Here is a 20,856-nt window from a genome sequence, read left to right as displayed (position 1 = left end):
CATTCGGACAGAGGTCACCGGCCGATGCCGTGCCCGCGGTCGATGCTCACACTGGTGCGCGTGATTGAGCTGGCCTCCTGCTGGCTGGTGACGAACCTCGCGTGGTCGTAAGCGGCCCGGGCAGCCCGGTATTCGTATGCCTGTTCCAACCCGCTCAGTCGGTCAGGGTTGCCGAGCGGGGAGGGCCCGGTGACGTTGTAGCGTTCGCGGTAGAGGCGAATCGTTGCCGCGGCGCGGAGCCAGGATGCTTGCTCATCGCGGCCGGGCGTGCCGAGCCGTTTCGTCCACGCGGCTTCGGCCCGCAGGTCGGCCAGGGTGAGCCGTCGGGCGTGTTGCTCGATGAGTTGCTGCCTCTGGGCAAGGGCGGCACGCATGTCAGCAGGCATGGCTCCGATCGGGCGAGGCAGGAGCCCCGCGACACGGCGCGGGGCAGGCTGGGTCGTCCCACGCCGCGGGTTTGCCGTGCTCCGGTCGATCCACCGGATCAGGAGCACCGCCGGGTCGGCGGGCTCCTTGCCCTGAGCGGGTTGGTACGCGTGGAGGGCGCGGGTCGCGTCGCCGAGCACCTTCTCGGGTTCGTAACCGTGTGACTCTGCTCGTCTGAGCGTGTGCTCCAGTGCCGGGTAGTAGGCGCTGGTGAACACATCGTCCGCCACCACGTCATTCAGCAGTGCACGCTCGACTAGCGCGGCCCACCGTTCTGCCTGCGCGTATTCGGCGAGCGTTGCGTATTCCTTCAGAAGCGTGGTCAGCGAGGCGTGCTCGTCGGTGACGAGTTGCATCGTCTCGGTCGCGGAACGGTCGGCACCGACCTTGGCAAGAACCCGCGTGAGCCGTTCGGTCACCGTGCTCGCCCCGGTGAGGTCGTGATGGGGTTCTGTGTCCTCGTCGGGGCTGTCCATGATGTAGGCGTGGTTCGCATCTCTGCCTCGGGTGAGGGCGACGTACAGCAGTTCCCGGGTTGCGTTCTTCGGATCGATGACCGCGTGCGCGGTGTCCACCGTCGATCCTTGGGCCCGGTGGATGGTGGTGGCGTAGCCGAGTTCGACCTCCGCGGCGACATACGCGGCCGGGAGCACGATCGCCGCCCCATGCGGAACACCATCACTCCCGAAACGACGCACTGCCAGGGATCCGTCTTCGAAGCTGCCCGTGACCGTCCAGCGGTCGCCGTTCTTTACCCATGCTCCGCTGCCGGTGGTCAGGCGGCGCTCGTTGAGTCGGGTCACGATCACGTCCCCGACTCCGGCGGTGGTGCCGTCGTGCAGGGCGACGCCGGATTCCTGAACCTCGCCCGCGGCGATCAGATCCGTCCGGGCGTGCTGGTTCAGCTCGGTCACCGTCTCAGAGGTGGCCGCGATCATCACTGATCGCCGGCCCGCCGCCCGGTCGGCCCGCCACGCCTGGTAGGCGGCATCGAGCATCTGCTCCTGGTCGCCGTCATGGATGCGTCCGTGCTCCTGGTATGCGGCGAGCACCGCAGCATCGCCGTGGCGCAATCCCAGGCTCGCGGCCTTTTCCCACTCGGCGCGGAACCGGCGCACGTCGGTCAGCTCCGCCACGTCCGGCCGCATCCGGGCGAGCATGCCGAACGCTCCACCGGTTTCCACCGCGGAGAGTTGGGCGTGGTCACCGATCAGGACAACTTTCGCCCCCACGCTGGCGGCGTGGCTGGTGATACGGTCCAGGGCGAGAGTCCCGGCCAGGGATGCCTCATCGATCAGCACCAGCTGCCCCGGTTTCAGGTTCCAGCGGCCGTGCGTGTAGTCGTGCAGGTATTTCGCCGTGTTCTCCGTCCGCAGCCCCAATTGTTGCCCGAGCATGTCCGCGGCGGCAGCGGAGGGGGCGAGTCCGATCACCGTATCCTTGCCGTGGGCGGCGGTCCAGGCGCGGTGCAGGGCGCGCAGCGCCGTTGTTTTCCCCGTTCCGGCTGGCCCGACGAGTACGTCGAGGACACGGCCGGAGGTGGCGAGTTGGAGGATCGCGGCGGCTTGGTCGTCGGCGATTTTCACCCCGCGGATGGCGCGGGAGGTGTGCCGGTGCACGAGCCGCAACGCCAGCCGGGGGCCGGTCGTCTCGGCGGCGTGCTCCAGCAGCCGCGTCTCGGCATCCAGCAGGTCCTGGCTGGTATAGGCGACGGCGTCGGGACGGCGAAACCAGTGCGACCCGTCCGGGTTGGCGAACATCGCCGGCACGAGCCGGTCGTATTCCGGCGTCAGACGCACCGACTCGGACTCGGCACGCTCCACGACCGCGCCGATCACCGCTTCCCGGTCCTCGGCGGTGGCGAACCGGAGCCCCATCGTCTGCCGTGCAGCTTCCGCGTGCAGATTCCAGTGCCCCCACGTCGCACGCCGGTTCCCGACCTCCATCAACACCACAGTCGCAATGTCGCACACGCGATCCAATGGGAGGTCATCGGCGCGCAGAACCGCCTCACTCGGCGACCGGGCGAGCAGTTGCCGCACCCATCTCGTCGTGTTCTGCCCGAGCACTGATGTTGCCCGACCACGCCAATCCTCAGTCAGCACGGCAAGCGAGCGTAGCTCCTTCTCCGGCCGCGTCTGCAGGGTTGCTTGCTGCCGCAGGCGTGCCTCCGCATGCGGCGCCGGTGATCGGCCGTGCTTGGTCCGGTATTCAGCGATGAGCCGGTGCGCTGCCTGCTGAATCCCCTCACCGCCCTCGATCCCCTCACCGCCCTGAATGCCGAGGGTGCGGCGGGAGAACTCGGCCAGCAGGTCCGCCGGAACCCCCTGAATCTCCCAACCGGTGAACTGGCTGCTGCGCCGCTGCACCGGTACCCACGACACCCCGAGCAGGCGTGTCGCATGGTCGGCAAGGAACGCGTTGTACGACGCCGATAATGCCACCGTCGCCTTGTGCAGGGTGCGCGAATCCAGGGTGCGCCACTTCCCGTCCACGCCTTGCACCTTGTTGGACACCACAACATGGGTGTGCAACTGCGGGTCGCCGGCCCGGGTGTCGTAGTGATCGAACGCTGCCGCGATCACCCCGCGCACCGGCATCGACGCGACACCGCCATGCCCGACCCGGGTTGCGGCGACCTGGCGCTCCAGCAGGCCGAGGGTGTCGTGCATGGCCGCATGGTGCGCTTGCGCGAGCAGCGATTGCGTCCCGGCGTCCGCGACACCCCACAGGGTGCTGAACGACTTCGGCGGCGAGAACGTCAGATCGAACCCGGCAACCGGGGTGCGCGGTGTGCGTGCGCGTTCCTCCTCGCGGATGCGCTGCACCTGTTGCGCACGCTCCACCCCACCCGGCGACGCATCAAGGAGTGCAACACGCCCCGCAATGCGCCGCCACGGGGGTTGCAGCACCGGATACCCGGCCCCGAGCCTCCCACCGGTGATCGGGTCCACCCCGGAACCAAGCAGCCGGGCAAGCTGTCCCTCGGTCACCTCATCGCCCGCGCGCAACCGCCCCGCCTCATCACTGCCAAGCCCGGCAAGACCGGAGCCGAGCCAGATGCCGGGAGGGGTGCGCTCGACCGTGTAGTAGCGCGTCAACGGCGTGCCAAGGTCACGGTCCCCGTCGCCGACGGCAACCGATTTCAGCAGATACTCGAAACCGCGCCCGGCAGACATCACCCGGATCGACATCACCATCCCGACACACCCCCGAAACGGCCACCCCTGGGCTCGCCTCAGCAGATAGGTGCGCACCGCGCACCACGCGGCACCCTTGGTGCCAACGTGTGTGTCTTCGAGAGCACGGTATGAGTCCGAACGAGGCCGGGGCAGTGTTGGCGCGGTTGTGCGACAGGAACGGGGTCCGGATGCGTATCGGCGTCCTGCTTGACGGGCACAGTCTGAGGCGATGCCCGAGCGCAGAAATGGTGCACAACGAAACGGTTGGCGGCTCCAGCGCTATCCAAGTAGACGCCTGGCCTGCGCATATCCATTCGTCTCGACGCAAGATTGCCGAAGGAGTCGACTTGGAATTGATGGAGTGTCGTTGTTCTGTTCTTGCGATTACCCGGGAACATTATGGGAATACGCGCGATCGCGGAGGTCCAAGTTGACAAGTACCGACGACTTCTTTCAAAGGCAAAAGCCTGCAGCAGTGCTCAAGCATGAGCTGCTGCGTCGTTACTTGATTCCGTTCGTGACGATGACAGGATCGTTCGGCACGAAGAACGTGTGGTTGATAGACGCGTACGCTGGACCAGGTAAGTATGGCTCAGATGCAGATGGCGTAGAGGTTCCTGGCTCCCCAACGATCATCTGCGATCTCTCCAAGCGGCAGCTCTCGAGAGGGGTCAAGCTCCACGGCGTCTTCATTGAGCGGGAGAAGCCGTTCGTCAGTCAACTGCGCCAGGTTGTGAACGAGGCCGACCCGCAACACGCTCTGCATGAGGTGCTTGAGGGCGATGCCGAGCAGCATCTTGGAGCAGCTGTTGTGAAGGCGGGATCTGATCCGCTGCTGATTTTTCTCGATCCGTTTGGCACCTCGCTGTCGCTTGAGGTGTTATGTGGGGCGATCGCAGGCAGATCGAAGAGGTCGCCGACGGAGATCCTATTGAACTTCAATCTGGAGGCGGTGTGGCGCATCGGGGGCTTGCTGACCAAGAAGTCGCCAAATCAGGCAGATGAGAAGACGCTCGCCCGCGCCGATGCGTTTCTCGGCGGGCCGTGGTGGAGACGGGCATTCGTGGAGGCGCGCAGCGGTGGCACTCAGGCAGCATCAGTGGCCGCAACACACGTTGCGAGCGAATACCAGAGAACACTTTTTAGGCGTACTGGTCTGCACTCGATTCATGTGCCAATCCGGAGGCGCCCGGACCATCAGCCCCTGTTCTTGTTGACGCTCTTCTATGCCCACCCCGCGGCACCGGTAAAGTTCGTCGAAGCCGCATCGGCTGCAAATGGGGCATGGCGGTCATATAACAAGCAGAAGGATTTAGAAGCTGAGCTCACAAAGAACAGCGACCATTCGTTGTTCCCAGACGAGTGGCTGTTGGACATGTCGGCGAAGGAGCATGAACGCACCGAGCGCGACCTTGAGGCGGAGTGGGTGAACATTATCGCCGCGAATATCCGACGACTTCTGGAGTCATCAGTCGAGATTACGTTGGAAACGCAACTACTTGAGGTGTACGGCACCACGGTTACTCTGGCCCGCGAGAAGCACCTGAATCGTGCCTGGGACACGGTCGCAGCTGAGGGCATCGCCCAGCCGCGCCTCAAGGGACAACAGCATCCCAAGCAGTGGTTTCAAGTGATCAAACGAGCTGCGCCAGTCGTTCCGGCATCTGGCTCCAAATCTGACCGTCCAGCGAGCGTCCGCCGGCTTTAGGCGTCCGTCCGCCCCATTGCTTGTGGAAGAACGGCACGTTCGACTCGAAGCAGTTATCCCGAATTGCGCGCACCCAGCCTGGGTCCAGCGACCTCGCATGAGGGCCGGACTCTCCTCCAGTAATGACCCAGCCGATCCCGTCCAGATTCAGCTCGTCGAGCGGCCCAATCAGCGGCTCACACGACAAGAATCGCACCGCCGCCGGCAATTGACGCAGATCGTCGACGCGATAGAGATGCTCGGCGTTCTCCACGCTCACACCCATCCACAGGTTCGGTGGCCAGTCGAGCTTATCCGCGATCTTGGGTAGGCGTGAGGACCGTTTCGTGAGCACCTGGTAGGTGTGTTGTGGAGTGTCAGCGATGACATCGAAGACCCGCTTGACAAAGTCGAGCGGGACGCGGGCGTGGAACAAGTCGCTCATCGAGTCGACGAAGACGACTTTCCGGCCTCCCCACCTGTAGGGCTGCACTAAGGCGCTCTCGTGAAGGGTGAGTGCAAATCCCGGACCCGACGTCACAGGGTGCCCGTCGTTCTGATACTTCTCCGCGCCCATCGCCTTCAGGCGCTTCGACAGTGCGAGCGCGTAGCAGTTATCGCATCCCGGCGAGATGCGATCGCAGCCCGTGGTCGGGTTCCAGGTAATCTCCGTCCATTCGATGCCTGTTCGCTTGGCCATGAATACTCCAACGTAATAAACGTTACGCGAATCGCATAACGTGATACTTATAGTACATGAACGAAGAAGAGCGACTGGAAGCACTGCGTCGCATGTCGAAGAGTGCCTTCGGGCAAAGCTATCGGCTCGAATTGATGCTTTCCATCGCAGACTCAGAGGACGGATTCTGCACGTTAACCAACCTGTCGAAGACTCTCGATGTAACGATGAGCAGTCTTCAGCGTCCCTTCCAAGCTCTTGTCGAGTTGCAGCTGCTGAGCCCAATGCCGGACGCAGACAGCAAGTATCATCACTTCGTGCGCAATCCCAGCGCTGCGTGGGACTGGGCTCAAGAACTCGCTCGTTCGGTCGACTTCGCGTCAGAAATTGACACCCTCGAATCTCGGAAGAACGAATCCTGATCATCGCATCGTGAGCGAACTGCTGATGAGAATGACTCGGCCCTGATCGACGAGATCTAGGGTCCATCAACCCGGCGGCGCTGGCGGGCCGTTTCCGCACCGAGCTGAGCATCACGGCCGTCGACACGGCATTGCCCGTAGCTTGCCGGAAGTGGCGCGCGTCGAGCTCGTTGTGCAGTGCTTGCGCGTTCGAGGTGGTGCTTGGGCTAACTGGATTCCCGGAGAATGTGGACGAGTCGCGCTTCGGACTATCAGTGACAGGCGTCTTTGCACAGCGCCGGGAAGGGATAAGTGACTGACAATCCCGACCTCAGCTGTCGACTCCGATGCTGCCCACCTTTTGCACACACGCCAATGGATGGACTCCGGTGTCCTGCCACTGCGGATGATATGCCCTTGCCCAAACCAGGTTTGCTTCAGCAAACCAAGCATCCTACCCAAGGAGGCCCAGACCCTTAGGAGGTCGAGAGGCGCATCGTCAGGAGAGTCCGTGACGGCGCCCGGGTTTTCATACGTGCGAGCGCGCACTACCTCGTGGCAGGTCCGCACGACTGTGGAAACAAGGATGCCGAAAATGTGTACGTTCACTAACGCGAAGACCAGCGAGAAGGGCCACGGGTGACAGAGTCTCCTTGCGGAGCTCGCCATAAAGAACGGCCTCGTGCAAGATCGGCCGGCCTGACGTCGGCTGAGTCTCGTAGACTAATTTCAGGGTTCGGCGGTGAGGGAGGTGGCTGGGATGGCTCAGAAGATCCTGTATCAGGACATTGTCCCGTACGAGACGCCTTCTTGGCTGTCCGCGTTGCGCGGTCCGGCATCCGGGATGATAGAGATACCGATCACGGTGCATTGGGGTCCGCGTCACGTGTTCGATCTGGACGACACCGGTCAGCGTCGTGCCGCGTATCGGGCGATCGTGCGAGAAGGCACCCCGGAGGTCCAGGAGGCTCTGCTGAACGTCAGGCTGCTGCGTCAGTTGTGGCCGGAGTTGGTGCTGCCCGTACGATGCCGGACCTTGTGGGAGACTCGGTTCCCCGAGCTGTTCGCATAACCTCATTCGAGCAGGTGCGATCGTGAACGATCTGGAGTATCAGCGTCGTGTTGCGTTTGTGCTGTTGGAGGCAATCGGGGATGCCGGGTTCGCCTTGGCCGGCTCAAGTGCAATCCGTGAACATGGGCTCACGGATCGGCCGACCGAGGACGTCGACCTCTTTACCGATTCGGCCACGACGGCAGAGCAGTTTCAGACGGCCCTGCGCCGCGGGGAGAACGCGCTGCAGACGGCAGGCTACCGGGTCGAACGTATCCGCTCGTTCCCGTTGTTCGCGCGCATCCGGGTCGAGGACACCGCGGGCACGAGCTTGGATGTGGACTTCGCAGTGAATTGGCGTCGGGACGCACCGGTGCGGTTGAGTCTGGGCCCGGTCGTGTCTGAGCGGGATGCGGTCGCCGGGAAACTGTCCGCGGTGTATTCCCGAGCGGAGGTGCGGGACTTCCTCGACCTGGACGCGATACGACGCTCTGGCCGCTACGCCGACACGGACCTGCTTGCAATGGGTCGGGAACATGACGACGGGTTCGACGAGACGATGTTCGCTCAGCAGCTGTCCCGGGTCGCGAACGTTCTGCCCTCTGAAGCGGAAGAGTACGGCACCACCGCTGAGCAGCTCGCGGGAGTTCAGCAGCGCATCATGAGCTGGGCAATTGCCCTCCGCGAAGCTCACACTCCGCCCGCGCCGTCGCGGTCGACCATAGCGAAGCGGATACGTCAGCAGCAGTTGGACGCCCGCCAGCGCGCTCTGGGTGAGGCCGATCCGATCCCACCCGAGCGGCCCGGCCGCGAACCACCTCACCCCTCACTTTGATCATCGCAACTTGCACGCTGCGGGACCGCGCGGCGGTGAGGGCTCGACGTCGTGCCAGGGCGCCACGGTAATCCGAAATCTGGTTCACCTGCATCGTAATTCTGCGCGGACTACTGGCACCAAGAGGAGAAAGACTTCGCCGGGCGTGGCGCTCGGTCATTCGAACGGCGAGATCCACACGGCGTCACGCGACCGGCTCAACACCCTTCCCTTCGCTCTGTCGTGGGGATTCAGCACCACCCTCTCCTACGGTCGGTGTGTCAGAGTCCCAATGGTTTGCGGCACCGTGCGTCGTTCCTGTGGGGCCGCCGATTCGGCGGGCCCGTCCCCTGTGCGAAGGCGCTCATTGAGTCGAGCGGCTGATGGTGCCGATTCCCGGTCCCGCCTTCCGGGGGTGCCGATTCGGCACTCCCGCGCGACCTTCGAGTCGCCAAGTTGGCAGGGACGTCGCCACCGAACAAACCCGCGTGCCTACATATGGTAGCTCTGTCCAAGGGCAGATACAAGATGTAGTGGTGTGGCTGCGCGTCGGCTTGCAAGGACGATCGCGCGGATCTCTTCCTCCCGGGTGACGTGGTGGTGTCTGATGGCTGGCGCTCGTCCCGGACGACGTACACTTCGCCCCGGAATACGAGGCGCCTGGTCATTGCCGTGGTGTCTCCTTGGCGAAGACCTCGTCGAGGATGTCCGCGGTGATGGGGTTGACCATCTCGTTGCGGCGGATGTAGTGCTGAATCGTGATCCGCGTGTCCGCGTGGCCCAGCAGTTCGGCGGCGAGGTTGATGTTGGCGTGGTCGTTGATGGCGGTGGCGACCGTGCGGCGGAACATGTGCGGGCTGATCCCGTCGATCTCGGCCAGGGCGAGCACGCGCCGCAACTTGGTGCTCACGTTGTTCGGCGTCAGCGGTGTCTGGTTCCGGCTCGCGAAGAGCAGCGCATCCGGCGCCCGGTCGACCAGGGCCGCCAGGCGTCTGCGGATGGCTTCGGCCGTGAAGGACGGGATGGCGATCGTGCGCCGGGACTTGTGTGTCTTCGGGTGGTCCTGCCGGTGGGGTTTCGCACCTCGCGGGCAGACGATGGTGCCGGTGATCCGGATGGACGGGTGCGGCGAGGTCACGTCGACGTCGCGGCGGCGAATCGCGAGAGCCTCGCCGATCCGGGACGAGGTGCCGAGCATGACTTCGACGATCGCGCCGAGCTGGCCGTCCGGCTTCGGGCCGGACGGACTCAGCCCGGTCTCCCAGAACCGGATCGCTTCTCGAACGGCATTGACCTCCGTTGGCGTGAGCGCGGTCGGGTCGGGGCGCGGGTGGGTGAGGCGGGCGATCGATTCCATCGGGTTGCGCGCAGGATCTCATGTCGCACGGCCAGGCTGAAGGCCTGGCGGAGGACGTTGCGGGATTGCTTGGCCCGGTTGTAGCTGATCTGCCGCTGCTGCTTGATGAATAGGTCGCAGCGGGCGACGCCGATCTCCCGCAGGGTGAGGTTCGCGAAGTGCGGCAGCACCAGATGCGCCATGTTCCACCGGTAGAGGTTGCGGGTGCTCTCGGCCAGATCTGGGTTCAGCTCGACATCGGCCAGCCAATAGTCGGCTAGTTCCTTGAACGAACTGTCCGCGGTCAGGTCGGAGGTTCCCGGCTGGTAGACCGCCCGCAGGGACAGCTTCTCCTTCAGCAGCAACTCCGCCGACGTCCGGGTCGCGGCCGAAGCCTGGACCTGCCGGGTCAGGCCGTCCCAATCCCGGTATCGTGCCCGGGCCAGGATGTGCCCGGAGGGCAGGGTGCGGTAGGTGAACTCGCCGAAGGTGCCGATCGGCAGCCGCGGCCTAGACATTCCAACTCACCGCCCGTCCGCGGATGAGCCGTCCACGGTCGAGGCGGGGTCGCGTTGCTGCGCGACCCACGCCTGCACGTCGGAGATCGCGAACATGACGTGTTTGCCGAAGCGGTGACCGGCAGGTCCCTTGTGTCGGGTGCGCCAGTCGTAGATCGTCGAGACCGGCACGCCGAGATAGGCGGCCAGGGTGTGCACGTCGATCATCGGATCGAGGCCGGGGATGGGCGGCTGCGGATGCGATGCGGGGTTCATACCCGATAGGTGCGCATCCGCGTCCGCGGCGTCCGAAAACAGCCGGAAACAACCGCCCCCAGTGGAGCAGGAGCCGATGAACGGGGCTGTTGAGGAGGGATAAAAGGTGAGTAAACGGTGACGTGTTCAAATTCCACCTACGCAAAGAGGCCGGAAACCCTCAAGTTTCCGGCCTCTTCTGGTTGCGGGGACAGGATTTGAACCTGCGACCTCTGGGTTATGAGCCCAGCGAGCTACCGAACTGCTCCACCCCGCGGCACAAGATGAAACTCTAGCATGGCTGGCTCAACGCCGCGAACCCCGAACCCACCGCACCTGACTCCCGCCCGCGCATAGGCTGTCAACATGACTGATCAAGCCGTCAACGTCGCGGTCGCCCAGTTCGCCCCCGGTGCCGATCGCGACCACAACCTCGCGACGATCCGCGAGTTGGCAACGACCGCGGCCGGTCGAGGCGCCCGACTGATCGTCTTCCCAGAATATTCTTCCTTCTTCGTCGACCCGGTCGGGCCCGCCATGGTCGAGGCGGCCGAAGCGCTCGACGGGCCGTTCGTGACCGCGCTCGGCGCGCTCGCCGCCGAACTCGGCGTCGACATCGTCGCCGGCATGGCCGAGCGAGTAGCGGATGCCCACAAGTTTTCGAACACGCTCGTCGCGGTTGACCCGACCGGGCACATCGCAGCGACCTACCGCAAACAACACCTGTACGACGCGTTCGGCGGCCGCGAATCCGACTGGGTGCAGGCCGGTACAATCGAGGTGCCAGAGATCTTCGACGTCGACGGCCTGCGCGTCGGACTGCAGACCTGTTACGACCTGCGCTTCCCCGAACTGACCCGCCTGATCGTCGACGCCGGCGCCGAACTCGTGCTCGTTCCGAGCGAGTGGGTGCGCGGCCCGCTGAAGGAACACCACTGGAGCACCCTCATCGCCGCCCGCGCCATCGAGAACACCGTCTACATCGCCGCCGCAGACCATACCCCGCCGATCGGCGTCGGTCTGAGCACGATCGTCGACCCGATGGGCGTCGCTCTTGCAACCCTCGGCGAACGAGCGGATGTCGCCCTCGCCCCAGTCGCGCTGGCCCGCGTCGCGCAGGTGCGCAGCATCAATCCCGCATTGGCTCTGCGTCGCTACACCGTTGCCCCGCGCTAGAACCGCTGGCGGGCGCGCCCATTACCCACTGGGTTCAGCGGTGCAGTCCCGCCAACTGCTCGGCGGCGCGTCCGAGAACCTCCACGCGTTTGCAGAACGCGAACCGAACGAGCGAGGCCATCGAAGCATCCGTCGGCTGCGAGCAGAACGCAGAGATCGGAACGGCGACAACGCCGGCAAGGTGGGGGAGTTCTCGGCAGAAGGCGACGGCATCCGGGTAACCGAGGGGCGCGGCATCCGCAACCACGAAATAGGTGCCGGCGGGCTCGGAAACGGCGAAACCGGCATCCGTGAGCCCTGCGATCAGCAGGTCGCGTTTTGCGGCGAGCGTAGCCGCAACGTCGCGGAAGAAGGCGTCAGGAAGCCGGAGTCCGACGGCGGTCGCGGGCTGGAATGGCGCACCGTTCACGTAGGTGAGGAACTGTTTGACCGCCAGAATCGCCGTTACGAGTTCGGCCGGTGCGCTGAGCCAGCCGATTTTCCACCCGGTAGTCGAGAAGGTTTTGCCGCCAGATGAGATCGTCACCGTGCGTTCGCGCGCTCCCGGCAGCGTCGCGATTGGAACGTGCTGCACGCCGAACGTCAGGTGCTCGTAGACCTCATCGGTGACAATGATCGCGTCGTGCCGGTGCGCCAGCTCGACGATCGTCTCGAGGGTCTCGCGGCCGAACACGCTGCCCGTTGGGTTGTGCGGGTTGTTCACCAGGATGATTTTGGTGCGGTCAGTGACAGCGGCCCGCAATTCGTCGAGGTCGGGCTGGAACTCCGGCGCGCGCAATTGCACGGTTCGATGCACGCCGGCGGCCAGCGCGATCAGGGCACCATACGCGTCGTAATACGGCTCGAACGTGACGACCTCATCACCCGGCTCGACCAGCGCCAAAAGCGTTGCGGCGATCGCCTCCGTGGCGCCGGCCGTCACGAGCACCTCGCGGTCGGGGTCGACGCTGAGCCCGTAGAAGCGCCGCTGATGCTCGGCGATCGCCTCACGCAGCACCGGCATGCCGATGCCAGGCGGGTACTGATTGACCCCGTCGCGGATGGCGCGGATCGCCGCCTCCAGCACCTCGGCTGGCCCATCTTCATCTGGAAAGCCTTGGCCCAAGTTGATGGCTCCAGTGCGTGCGGCGAGTGCGCTCATTTCCGCGAAGATCGTGGCGGCGATTGTTCCGCTGGGGGATAGGAGTCCAGCTCCGCGTGCGGCCGCCAGCCAGGGTCCGTCGATGTTCATGCTGCTCCTTCGCGCCGCTGCGTGCTCGCTACGCTGATTTCCAACCTACGTCATCGCCCCAACACGGCGGACTCGACCGCGAACTCCACAAGTGAGCGGATGCTGCGCCACGGCACCCTCATTCCTCGTTACGGTGACTGCATGATCCGGATGCCGCACCCGCCTGTGGATAACTTCCGCGGCGCTCCGCAGGTTTGCTCTACCGTTATGGCATGCGGATGCTGACCCACCGACTTCTCCTTGCCGGTTCCGCGATGGTGGTCGCCGTCGGCCTGCTCTGCGGCTGCACGCCTGCGGCGCCAACACCGACTCCGACGCGCACGCCGGCCGCGACGCATTCACCCGTGTTCGCATCGGACGCTGATGCTCTGAAGGCCGCAACGGATGCCTACGCCGCCTACCTGAAGATGTCAGACACGATCGCGCACGACGGCGGGAAGGACCCTGAGCGCATCAAACCGTTTGTGACGGCGGCCTGGTACGAAGTCCAACTTAAGGATCTGAACACATTGCACGCAAAAGGCTACAAGGCAGTCGGCGATTCAGAGTTCGACAAGCCCACGCTTCGCAATTCGAGCACAGATGTGTCCGGCCGGGCCAGGGTCGGGGTTTATTTGTGTGTCGACGTATCAAAGGTACGGCTCGTCAATTCAGCGGGTGCCGATGTTACCCCCGCAACCCGGCATGATCGCCTACCACTTCAAGTCGAGTTCCAAGCGAACGCCAGTTCGTCCAAACTACTGATTGACAAGAGCGAAGTATGGACCGGAAAAAACTTCTGCTAGCCGCCGTAGTTCTGACTATCGGCGCGACCGTGGGTGCCACATCACCTGTCTGGGCATCCGAGTCGGGATGTTCGAGTACGGCGGCACTCATGGGCGGGTGCGGAGATCCGGCCCCGCAGACACAAGGCTCTATCGACGGAGGCGGCGTCAACATCGGTGCGACTCAAGAGGTCCAGGGCTCGGCACCGCGTGGCGGCAATGATGCCGCGGCGAGCGACTCTTCAGGCGGTGAGAGCAGCGGCAGAACCGGGAGCAGCTCGTTTCCCGATGCGGGGTTCGTTAACTTCGCACCGGTCGTCGACGTCTTCCCGTGTCAGGCTCCCGATCCGTGTGCGAATCCGACGGTTCGACTGAGTGACCTCATCAATTTCCGTGCACCGGTGCCCACAACTTCGATGGAACCGAATGGCTGGGCGGTCGTTGGCCTCGACGCCAACTTTGTGGCGGTCGCGAGCGTCGATGTGCAGAGTGGAACACTGCTCGGACAGCCAGCACAGGTGCGCTTTACCCCGTCGCGATTTTCCTGGGATTACGGAGACGGCGCAACGCGCACGTCTGCAGACGGAGGTGCATCGTGGGCACAACGCGGCCTACCTGAGTTCAGCGCGACACCGACGAGTCATGTGTATGTGCGTACCGGGAGTTTCACCGTGCGGATCGGGGTGACCTACACGGCGGAGTATCGCTTCGCAAACCAGAATTGGCAGCAAATCCCGGGTATTCTGAACATGCAGGCGCCTCAATTCGCCATCGTCGTCGGCGATGCGAAAACGGTGCTTGTCGGGCGTGACTGTGTCGCTAACCCGCGCGGTCCTGGTTGCTGAGAGCCCATTCGACGTGGCCGACGCCACTCGACACCAATGTTGAGGCCGACACACAGATTGCGCATAGGTTACGTTCAGGCGGAGCGTGGATGCTGAGCTTGCTTGGAAGGAGCACGACATGACTGACACCCCGAACGACCCCGTCAACGCACCGGAGCCCGAGGCAGCAGCCGGATCAACGGATCAGCCAGAGGCACAGACGCCGGACACCACGACTGATCAGCAACAGTCGGTTCCACCAACGGCGGATGCTGCGCCCCCCGCGCCGCCCGCAACTCCTGCATCCGCAACCTCCGCAGCTGCTCCGCAGTCTTCCGTTCCGCAGGTGTCGTGGGCGGCGCCCCTGAGTACGCCGCAGCCGACGGCAGTTCAGCCGACAGTGCCGCAGCCTACGGCCGCGCAGCCAACGTCATCGCAGCCGACTGCCGCTCAGCCCACAGTGCCGCAGCCTACGGTCGGCCAGCCTGCACAACAAGCGCCAGTCGCGCAGCAGACCGGCCAACCGCAGCCCGCCCAACCCCCGGTCGCGCAGCCGCCCGCCCCGTACTACGGCAATGGCGCCTTCGGTCAGCCGGGCCAGCCAGCCCAGCCGGCCTACGCATCCGAGCACCCATACGCAAACCAGGAGCAGCCGTACGCGCAGCAGTATTCGACTCAACCGACGCAGCCGATTCTCGGCGCAGCACCCGCGACCACGGCTGCGGAGAAGCAGCCGAAGAAGCGCGGCGTCGGAATGCTCGTCGCCGCACTTGCGATCGGGGCGCTGATCGGTGGCGCATCCGGTGCAGGTGTGATGGGAATCGTCCAGGCGAGCCAGAACGGTTCGGCCAAGCCGGCCAGTTCGACGGGTGCTGAGAACATCACCGTCAACAACGCAAGTGATGCCACTCCAGTGACTGCAGTCGCGGCAAAGGCCTCACCGAGCGTCGTGACGATTTCCGTCTCTGGCTCGCAGGCCGCAGGCACCGGCTCTGGCGTCATCTTGAGCGCCGACGGCTACGTGCTGACGAACACGCACGTCGTCACGCTCGACGGCGAGACTGCCAACCCGACCATCCAGGTGCAAGACAACAACGGCCACCTGTACACGGCGAAGCTGATCGGCACCGACCCGGTCGTGGACCTTGCGGTCATCAAGCTGAATGACGCGAGCGGCATGACACCCGCGACGTTCGCAGACTCGAGCAAGCTCAATGTCGGTGACCGCGCCGTTGCCATCGGTGCTCCGTTGGGCCTCGCCGGCACGGTGACGGATGGCATCGTCAGCGCGCTGAACCGAAGCATCCAGATCGCGTCGTCGGCAGCGCCGAAGAACGACCAGCAGTCGCAAGGAAATGGCAGCACCGACAATCCGTTCAACCTGTGGAACTTTGATCTGCCGGGTCAGGGCGGCTCGAGCCAAACTCCGAACGCCACGACGGGTACGATCTCGCTGCCCGTAATCCAGACGGATGCTGCCATCAACCCGGGCAACTCCGGCGGCGCGCTGCTGAACTCGAAAGGTGAGGTCATCGGTATCAACGTCGCGATCGCAAGCGCCAGCTCGAGCAGTTCGAGCAGCGGGCAGACCGGTAGCATCGGCGTCGGCTTCGCGATTCCATCAGATCTCGCAAGCCGCGTATCCTCCGAGTTGATCAAGAACGGCAAGGCCACCCACGGCCTGCTCGGTGCGAGCGTGAAGGATGCCTCGAGTTCGGCCTCCAGCACGACAGTCGGCGCGACCATCGCGTCGGTCAGCAGCGGCGGCGCCGCAGCGAAGGCGGGCCTGCAAGCGGGCGACGTCGTAACGAACTTCAACGGGATTCCGATTACGAGTTCGTCCGACATCACCGCGCAGGTGCGCTACCTCGCAGCCGGGTCGAGCGCCAAGCTCACCTACGTGCGCGACGGCAAGCCGTTCACGGTGGATGTCACGCTCGGCACGCTGGCCCAGTAGAAGCGTTATCCGACACCCCCAAGATCGCCCGCGCAACGATTGTTGTGCGGGCGATCGGCGTACATCTGCCGTCCATTCGCACCATCGCACCTTCCCGCCTTCCTGGATCCGCGCTGGTGTGTCCCTCGTGGAGGGCCGGATCGCAGGCACCGGGTCGGCCGCGGGCTGACTGATAAGCTCAACCGAGCCGAGAACGAGTGGACAATATGGCGCAAGTGAGTGACGAGGGCACGCTGCCCGGAGTCTCTTACGTCATGCCCGTTCTGAATGAGGTCGCCCATGTGCGCGACGCGGTCGACAGCCTCCTAGCGCAGGATTATGCCGGGCCATTCGAGGTCGCTCTGGCCCTCGGCCCGAGCATCGACGGCACCACAGAATTGGTGACGGAGCTCTCTCAGGCCGATTCGCGCATCCGCATTCTTGACAATGAGATTGGGTCGACGCCTTCCGGGTTGAATATCGCGATCAATGCGTCGCGCTACCCGATTGTGATCAGGGTCGACGCGCACTCGGTGCTTCCGCCGGAATATGCGCGTATCGCGGTCGAAACGATCCTGCGAACGGATGCCGACAATGTCGGCGGCGTCATGGATGCTCAGGGCACGACCCCGTTCGAGCGTGCGGTTGCGCACGCTTACGGTAGCGCCCTCGGGCTGGGGGGCACGAAACTTCACCGTGGTGGCGAAGAGGGCCCTGCGGAGACCGTCTATCTCGGCGTATTCAAGCGCTCCAGCCTGTTCGACGCAGGCCTCTTCAACGAGGAAATCAAGCGCGGCCAGGACTGGGAACTGAATCGCCGCCTGCGCAGCAGCGGCGGCACAGTGTGGTTCACGCCGAAGCTGAGCGTCGTTTATCGCCCGCGCGCCAGCATGAGCAGCCTGGCCCGCCAGTTCCTCTCGACAGGGCTGTGGCGCGGCGAACTGGCGCGGCGCTTTCCCGAGGCCAACGGCATCCGTTATTTCGCTCCGCCGATCATGGTGCTCGGTGTCGTGGTCGGCCTGATCCTCGGCATCATCGGAATCGTGCAGGCGAACGTCGGCGCGACGCCGTGGCTTCTGATCGGATTCGTTGCCCCGGCCTTCTACCTGCTGCTGGTCGTCGCGGCTGCGCTCGCCGCTAGCCCGGCGCTCGGGGTCCGGGCGACGCTCTGGTATCTGCTTGTCTTGCCCTGCATCCACTTTTGCTGGGGTATCGGTTTCGTGCTCGGTATCTTCGCACTTACGCCCAATATCTCCGCGCACACGGGAAGGTAACCATGTCGAACGAGCCGCCGACGGCCGACCACGAGACGGGGCCTGACGTGACCGGGCGGGGTGCCAGACCGCGGTCGATCGCGGAGCTGCGGGCGGTGGCACAGCCGCCCGAGGTGCGCTCGCGCGCCAACGCCGAGCACTGGACGGCGTCGCTGTATCTGCGCGACCTTTCTCCTTACCTGACCTGGATGCTGCTGAAGACGCGCATCTCTGCGAACGGTGTCACGGGGTTGATGATTCTGGTCGGCTGGTCCACCGCCGCGGCGCTCCTGATCCCCGGCATCTGGGGCGCGCTGATTGCTCTGGTCCTCGGCCAGTTGCAGATGCTGGTCGACTGCTGCGACGGTGAGGTCGCCCGGTGGCGCGGCACATCCTCACCTGCGGGCGTGTTCCTCGACAAAGTCGGGCATTACTCGACGGAGGCGCTGATCCCGCTGGTGCTCGGGATCCGCGCGGCTGCCTACCCGTTCCTGGTGCCGGCTGATTACCTGTGGACAACACTCGGCACTCTGCTCGCTCTGATCATCGTGCTGAACAAGGCGCTCAACGACATGGTGCACGTGGCCCGGGCGAATGCCGGGTTGGTGAAGCTCGCCGACACGCGCAGCGCGTCCGCTCCGACCAACGGCGTCGTCGCCAAGCTGCGGAAAGCGGCGCGTTTCGTTCCGTTCCACCGGCTGTATCACTCGGTGGAGTTGACGATCCTCGCGTTCATCACGGCCGTCGTCGGCCTGTTCGTCGGTCAGGAACTGGCCAGTCGTGTGCTCGTCGCCGTGCTCGTGCCACTGGCGCTGCTGTCACTGATTGGGCACTTCGTTGCGATCATGGCGTCGAACCGTGTCCGGTCCTGACGGCAGTTTGTCCGTGGGCGGTGCGGCTGGCGGCGGTGCGCGCCCTCCGGTCTCGGTCGGGGTCGTGGTGCTCACCCAGGGCAAGCGTCCGGATGAGCTGGCGCGAGGAATCCGGAGTATATTCTCTCAAGAGAATGTGACGCTCGACGTCGTGGTCGTCGGCAACGGCTGGGACCCGGCAGATGCGCATCCCTCGCTTCCCGCTGCGGCCAAGACGCTGAAGCTTGAGGAGAACCTCGGCATCCCGGCGGGCCGGAATCGGGGCGTGCCGCTGGTGTCTGGCGAGTATCTGTTCTTTCTCGACGACGATGCGTCGCTCCCGAGCACGGGATTCCTGCGCACGGCGACCGCACTCATCGAGGCCGATCGCGGCATCGGACTGGTGCAGCCGCGTGTCGTGGACCCGAGTGGCAGTACGTCACCGCGGCGTTGGGTACCCCGCATCCGAAAAGGCGAGGCGACCCAGTCGAGTAATGTGTTCTCGTGCTGGGAGGGCGCTGTGCTGTTGCCGCGCGCGGTGTTCGATGCCACAGGCGGCTGGGCGGACCCGTTCTTCTATGCCCACGAAGGCATAGAGCTGGCGTGGCGAGTGTGGGATCAGGGCAAGCGTGCCTGGTATGCGGGGGAGTTGACAGCGAATCACCCGGCGATCGAGCCGACCCGGCACGCATACTACTACCGGCTCAATGCCCGAAACCGGGTGTGGTTGGCGCGGCGTAATCTGCCCGCCGTGTTCATGCCGCTTTATGTCGGAGCGTGGACCGGCATCCAGGTGCTGCGCTGGGCGCGCCGCCCGGCAGCGCTTCGGGCGTGGTTCGGCGGCTGGCGCGAGGGTTGGCGCACCGACCCGGGGGAACGGCGGCCGATCCGCTGGCGCACCGTCTGGCGGATGACGCTCGCCGGCCGCCCGCCGATCGTTTGACTCGGTGGTTGGGTATAGCACATTCGTTGGTCAAGTAGCGGCAGCTGGTGATCAAGTAGCGGCAGATGGTGGTCGAGTAGCGAGCGCTAGCGAGTGTATCGAGACCTGTAATCGAGACCTGTAATCGAGACCCGGATCTGCGCCGCAACAAGGATTGAACGGTCGTGCCCGCGTTGATATGGTCGGCAAATGGCGCACACCACCGACTGGATCGAGCATCGCCGCGGCGATGGCGAACTCATCGGCTGGATGCGCCCGGAGTCCGACGGGTTCGTCGTCATCGATCTGCTCGGTCGGCCGCAGACCGGCGTGGTCGACTGGTTCACAGCGGAGGAGACGCTGGAGTCGACCGGAATCGGCTACCTTGCCGACCCTTTCGAGCTGCTGCTTGACGACGGATATTGGCTTCGAGTGCGCATAACCGAGGTCTCGTCTGACACGATCCGGATCAAGAAAGACGATTGGGGTGATATCAACGTGCCTCTTCGGGAATTCACGTTGCCGTTCCCCATCACGGATCGGCTGCGCCCGCTGGGATCTCGATAGCGCGCCCCGGTGGTCGAGTAGCGAGCGCCGGCGAGCGTATCGAGACCACGAGACCTCGCGAGGCGGTCTCGATACGCTCGTACCTCGCTACTCGACCAACGGAGTGGCGCGATGCCCGCCGTGAGGAAGCTCTCCGGGTGACGGCGGCGTGCTCGCTGAGGCTCAGTGCTCGATGACGACGATCGGCGGTTCGCCGAACGCGATGCGCGCGTTGCCGAGAACGCGGCGGCCGAGAATGTGATTACCTGTGCCGCCGACGACCGCACCGATGCCGAATGGGATCGCCTTGGCCAGCATCCCCGCGCCGCCTTTGATGGCGAATCGGCGCAGGAATGACTTCTGCAACTGGTCAACGAGTGGGCCAACCACAGCGCGCGGCATGCTGCTGGTCACGACTTCGCCCCAGTAGATCTGGCGGGTGGTGTCCCGCGCGATCGCCTCGGCGCCCCACTGGCGCACGAGGTCCGAGCCTTCACGGCCGAGCATCAGCGCCATCACCAGTGCGCGCGCCCGTTCGGGATCTTCGACGGCGACGCCGTGCACCTCGCTGACCGATTGGGCGAACAGAGCGGTGGCTTCAAGAAAGGCCGCAGTTTCAACACCGGACAAGGCGAGCGTCGTGACGGTTCCGATGGCCGGGATGACGGCAGTCGCGCCGACAGCGGCACCGCTGGTGGTCACCGCCGCGAGGTAGCGGCGCTCGAGAATGCGGATGAGTTCGCGAGAGGATGCATCCGGATTGCGTTTGCGGATGCCGCGGATGTGCGCGAGCACAGCTGGCCGTTGGATCGCCATCAGCCGATCAAAGCCGCGCACGCCTGCGCCGGGTAGTGCGCCGCCGCGGGGTGTGCTCATGCCGGTGATGGAAACGATCGGCTGGGTCTTGCGGGCCATCCCTCGAGTCTACGGGTGGTGGTTCTGCTCGTTCGCTGAGCGGAGCCGAAGCGTCACGCCGCCGTTGGTCGAGTAGCGAGCGCTAGCGAGCGTATCGAGACCCCGTTGGC

At 64.7% G+C, this 20,856-nt stretch carries 18 protein-coding genes, 1 tRNA gene and 1 pseudogene; 12 read left to right on the top strand and 8 right to left on the bottom strand.

Annotated elements, in window-relative coordinates; all coding sequences use genetic code 11:
* Positions 1–14: 14 nt before the first annotated feature.
* A complete protein-coding gene (gene mobF, locus QU604_RS14445; protein WP_308465319.1) occupies positions 15–3,626 on the bottom strand; it encodes a MobF family relaxase in 3,612 nt (1,203 codons plus the stop codon).
* A 457-nt stretch (positions 3,627–4,083) separates the two neighbouring features.
* Between mobF and tcmP the strand changes: the two genes are divergently transcribed.
* On the top strand, positions 4,084–5,316 hold the full coding sequence (tcmP, locus tag QU604_RS14440; protein ID WP_308465318.1) for a three-Cys-motif partner protein TcmP: 1,233 nt from the start codon (positions 4,084–4,086) through the stop codon (positions 5,314–5,316).
* Here the strand turns inward: tcmP and QU604_RS14435 are convergent.
* Positions 5,243–5,995: a DUF5131 family protein gene (locus QU604_RS14435; protein ID WP_308465317.1), complete on the bottom strand. Its 753-nt coding sequence runs from the start codon at positions 5,993–5,995 to the stop codon at positions 5,243–5,245. The two genes, tcmP and QU604_RS14435, sit on opposite strands and share 74 nt — an antisense overlap.
* Positions 5,996–6,051: 56 nt before the next feature.
* Here QU604_RS14435 and QU604_RS14430 point away from each other — a divergent pair, with 56 nt between their 5' ends.
* The 3 genes from QU604_RS14430 to QU604_RS14420 all read left to right on the top strand — a co-directional run bounded on the left by QU604_RS14430 (position 6,052) and on the right by QU604_RS14420 (position 8,261).
* Positions 6,052–6,396: a hypothetical protein gene (locus QU604_RS14430; RefSeq protein ID WP_308465316.1), complete on the top strand. Its 345-nt coding sequence runs from the start codon at positions 6,052–6,054 to the stop codon at positions 6,394–6,396.
* 739 nt (positions 6,397–7,135) lie between these two features.
* Positions 7,136–7,447, top strand: coding sequence for a transcriptional regulator (locus QU604_RS14425; protein WP_308465315.1), 312 nt, complete (start codon positions 7,136–7,138; stop codon positions 7,445–7,447).
* Between the two features lie 22 nt (positions 7,448–7,469).
* The gene (locus tag QU604_RS14420; protein ID WP_308465314.1) at positions 7,470–8,261 is read left to right on the top strand and encodes a nucleotidyl transferase AbiEii/AbiGii toxin family protein; all 792 of its coding nucleotides are present in this window, start codon (positions 7,470–7,472) and stop codon (positions 8,259–8,261) included.
* A gap of 643 nt (positions 8,262–8,904) precedes the next feature.
* Here the strand turns inward: QU604_RS14420 and QU604_RS14415 are convergent.
* From QU604_RS14415 to QU604_RS14400, 4 genes are all read right to left on the bottom strand, one after another.
* Complete coding sequence (locus QU604_RS14415) at positions 8,905–9,438, bottom strand: tyrosine-type recombinase/integrase (protein ID WP_308465313.1); 534 nt, start codon at positions 9,436–9,438, stop codon at positions 8,905–8,907.
* Between the two features lie 50 nt (positions 9,439–9,488).
* Entirely contained in the window at positions 9,489–10,094 is a 606-nt protein-coding gene (locus tag QU604_RS14410) for a tyrosine-type recombinase/integrase (RefSeq protein WP_308465312.1), read from the bottom strand.
* Positions 10,095–10,100: 6 nt separating this feature from the next.
* Positions 10,101–10,349: a helix-turn-helix transcriptional regulator gene (locus QU604_RS14405; protein WP_308465311.1), complete on the bottom strand. Its 249-nt coding sequence runs from the start codon at positions 10,347–10,349 to the stop codon at positions 10,101–10,103.
* Positions 10,350–10,528: 179 nt separating this feature from the next.
* A tRNA-Met gene (locus QU604_RS14400) sits at positions 10,529–10,605 on the bottom strand.
* Between the two features lie 89 nt (positions 10,606–10,694).
* On the opposite strand from QU604_RS14400, the gene QU604_RS14395 reads away from it, so the two are divergent.
* On the top strand, positions 10,695–11,504 hold the full coding sequence (locus QU604_RS14395; protein WP_308465310.1) for a carbon-nitrogen hydrolase family protein: 810 nt from the start codon (positions 10,695–10,697) through the stop codon (positions 11,502–11,504).
* Positions 11,505–11,538: 34 nt separating this feature from the next.
* Here the strand turns inward: QU604_RS14395 and QU604_RS14390 are convergent, their stop codons facing one another.
* Complete coding sequence (locus QU604_RS14390; RefSeq protein WP_308465309.1) at positions 11,539–12,735, bottom strand: pyridoxal phosphate-dependent aminotransferase; 1,197 nt, start codon at positions 12,733–12,735, stop codon at positions 11,539–11,541.
* A 212-nt stretch (positions 12,736–12,947) separates the two neighbouring features.
* On the opposite strand from QU604_RS14390, the gene QU604_RS14385 reads away from it, so the two are divergent.
* The 7 genes from QU604_RS14385 to QU604_RS14355 all read left to right on the top strand — a co-directional run bounded on the left by QU604_RS14385 (position 12,948) and on the right by QU604_RS14355 (position 19,852).
* Positions 12,948–13,520: a hypothetical protein gene (locus tag QU604_RS14385; RefSeq protein ID WP_308465308.1), complete on the top strand. Its 573-nt coding sequence runs from the start codon at positions 12,948–12,950 to the stop codon at positions 13,518–13,520.
* 380 nt (positions 13,521–13,900) lie between these two features.
* Positions 13,901–14,344 carry a hypothetical protein gene (locus QU604_RS14380; protein WP_308465307.1) on the top strand — a complete coding sequence of 148 codons (444 nt, stop codon included), beginning with the start codon at positions 13,901–13,903 and terminating at the stop codon, positions 14,342–14,344.
* Positions 14,345–14,462: 118 nt separating this feature from the next.
* Positions 14,463–16,280: a trypsin-like peptidase domain-containing protein gene (locus QU604_RS14375; protein WP_308465306.1), complete on the top strand. Its 1,818-nt coding sequence runs from the start codon at positions 14,463–14,465 to the stop codon at positions 16,278–16,280.
* 206 nt (positions 16,281–16,486) lie between these two features.
* Entirely contained in the window at positions 16,487–17,533 is a 1,047-nt protein-coding gene (locus QU604_RS14370; protein ID WP_308465305.1) for a glycosyltransferase family 2 protein, read from the top strand.
* A 2-nt stretch (positions 17,534–17,535) separates the two neighbouring features.
* Positions 17,536–18,384 (top strand): CDP-alcohol phosphatidyltransferase family protein, encoded by an 849-nt coding sequence (locus tag QU604_RS14365; protein ID WP_308465304.1) that lies wholly within the window; start codon positions 17,536–17,538, stop codon positions 18,382–18,384.
* Positions 18,385–18,397: 13 nt separating this feature from the next.
* A complete protein-coding gene (locus tag QU604_RS14360) occupies positions 18,398–19,306 on the top strand; it encodes a glycosyltransferase family 2 protein (RefSeq protein WP_308468930.1) in 909 nt (302 codons plus the stop codon).
* Positions 19,307–19,495: 189 nt separating this feature from the next.
* Positions 19,496–19,852, top strand: coding sequence for a hypothetical protein (locus tag QU604_RS14355; RefSeq protein ID WP_308465303.1), 357 nt, complete (start codon positions 19,496–19,498; stop codon positions 19,850–19,852).
* Positions 19,853–20,032: 180 nt separating this feature from the next.
* Here the strand turns inward: QU604_RS14355 and QU604_RS14350 are convergent.
* A pseudogene (locus QU604_RS14350) lies at positions 20,033–20,746 on the bottom strand (hypothetical protein); the annotation flags it as partial.
* Between the last annotated feature and the right edge of the window lie 110 nt (positions 20,747–20,856).

The organism is Rathayibacter sp. SW19 (assembly GCF_030866825.1).
Lineage (GTDB): Bacteria > Actinomycetota > Actinomycetes > Actinomycetales > Microbacteriaceae > Rathayibacter_A > Rathayibacter_A soli.
Note: the sequence above shows the minus strand (reverse complement) of the source record. Positions and strands in the feature narration are given on the sequence as shown.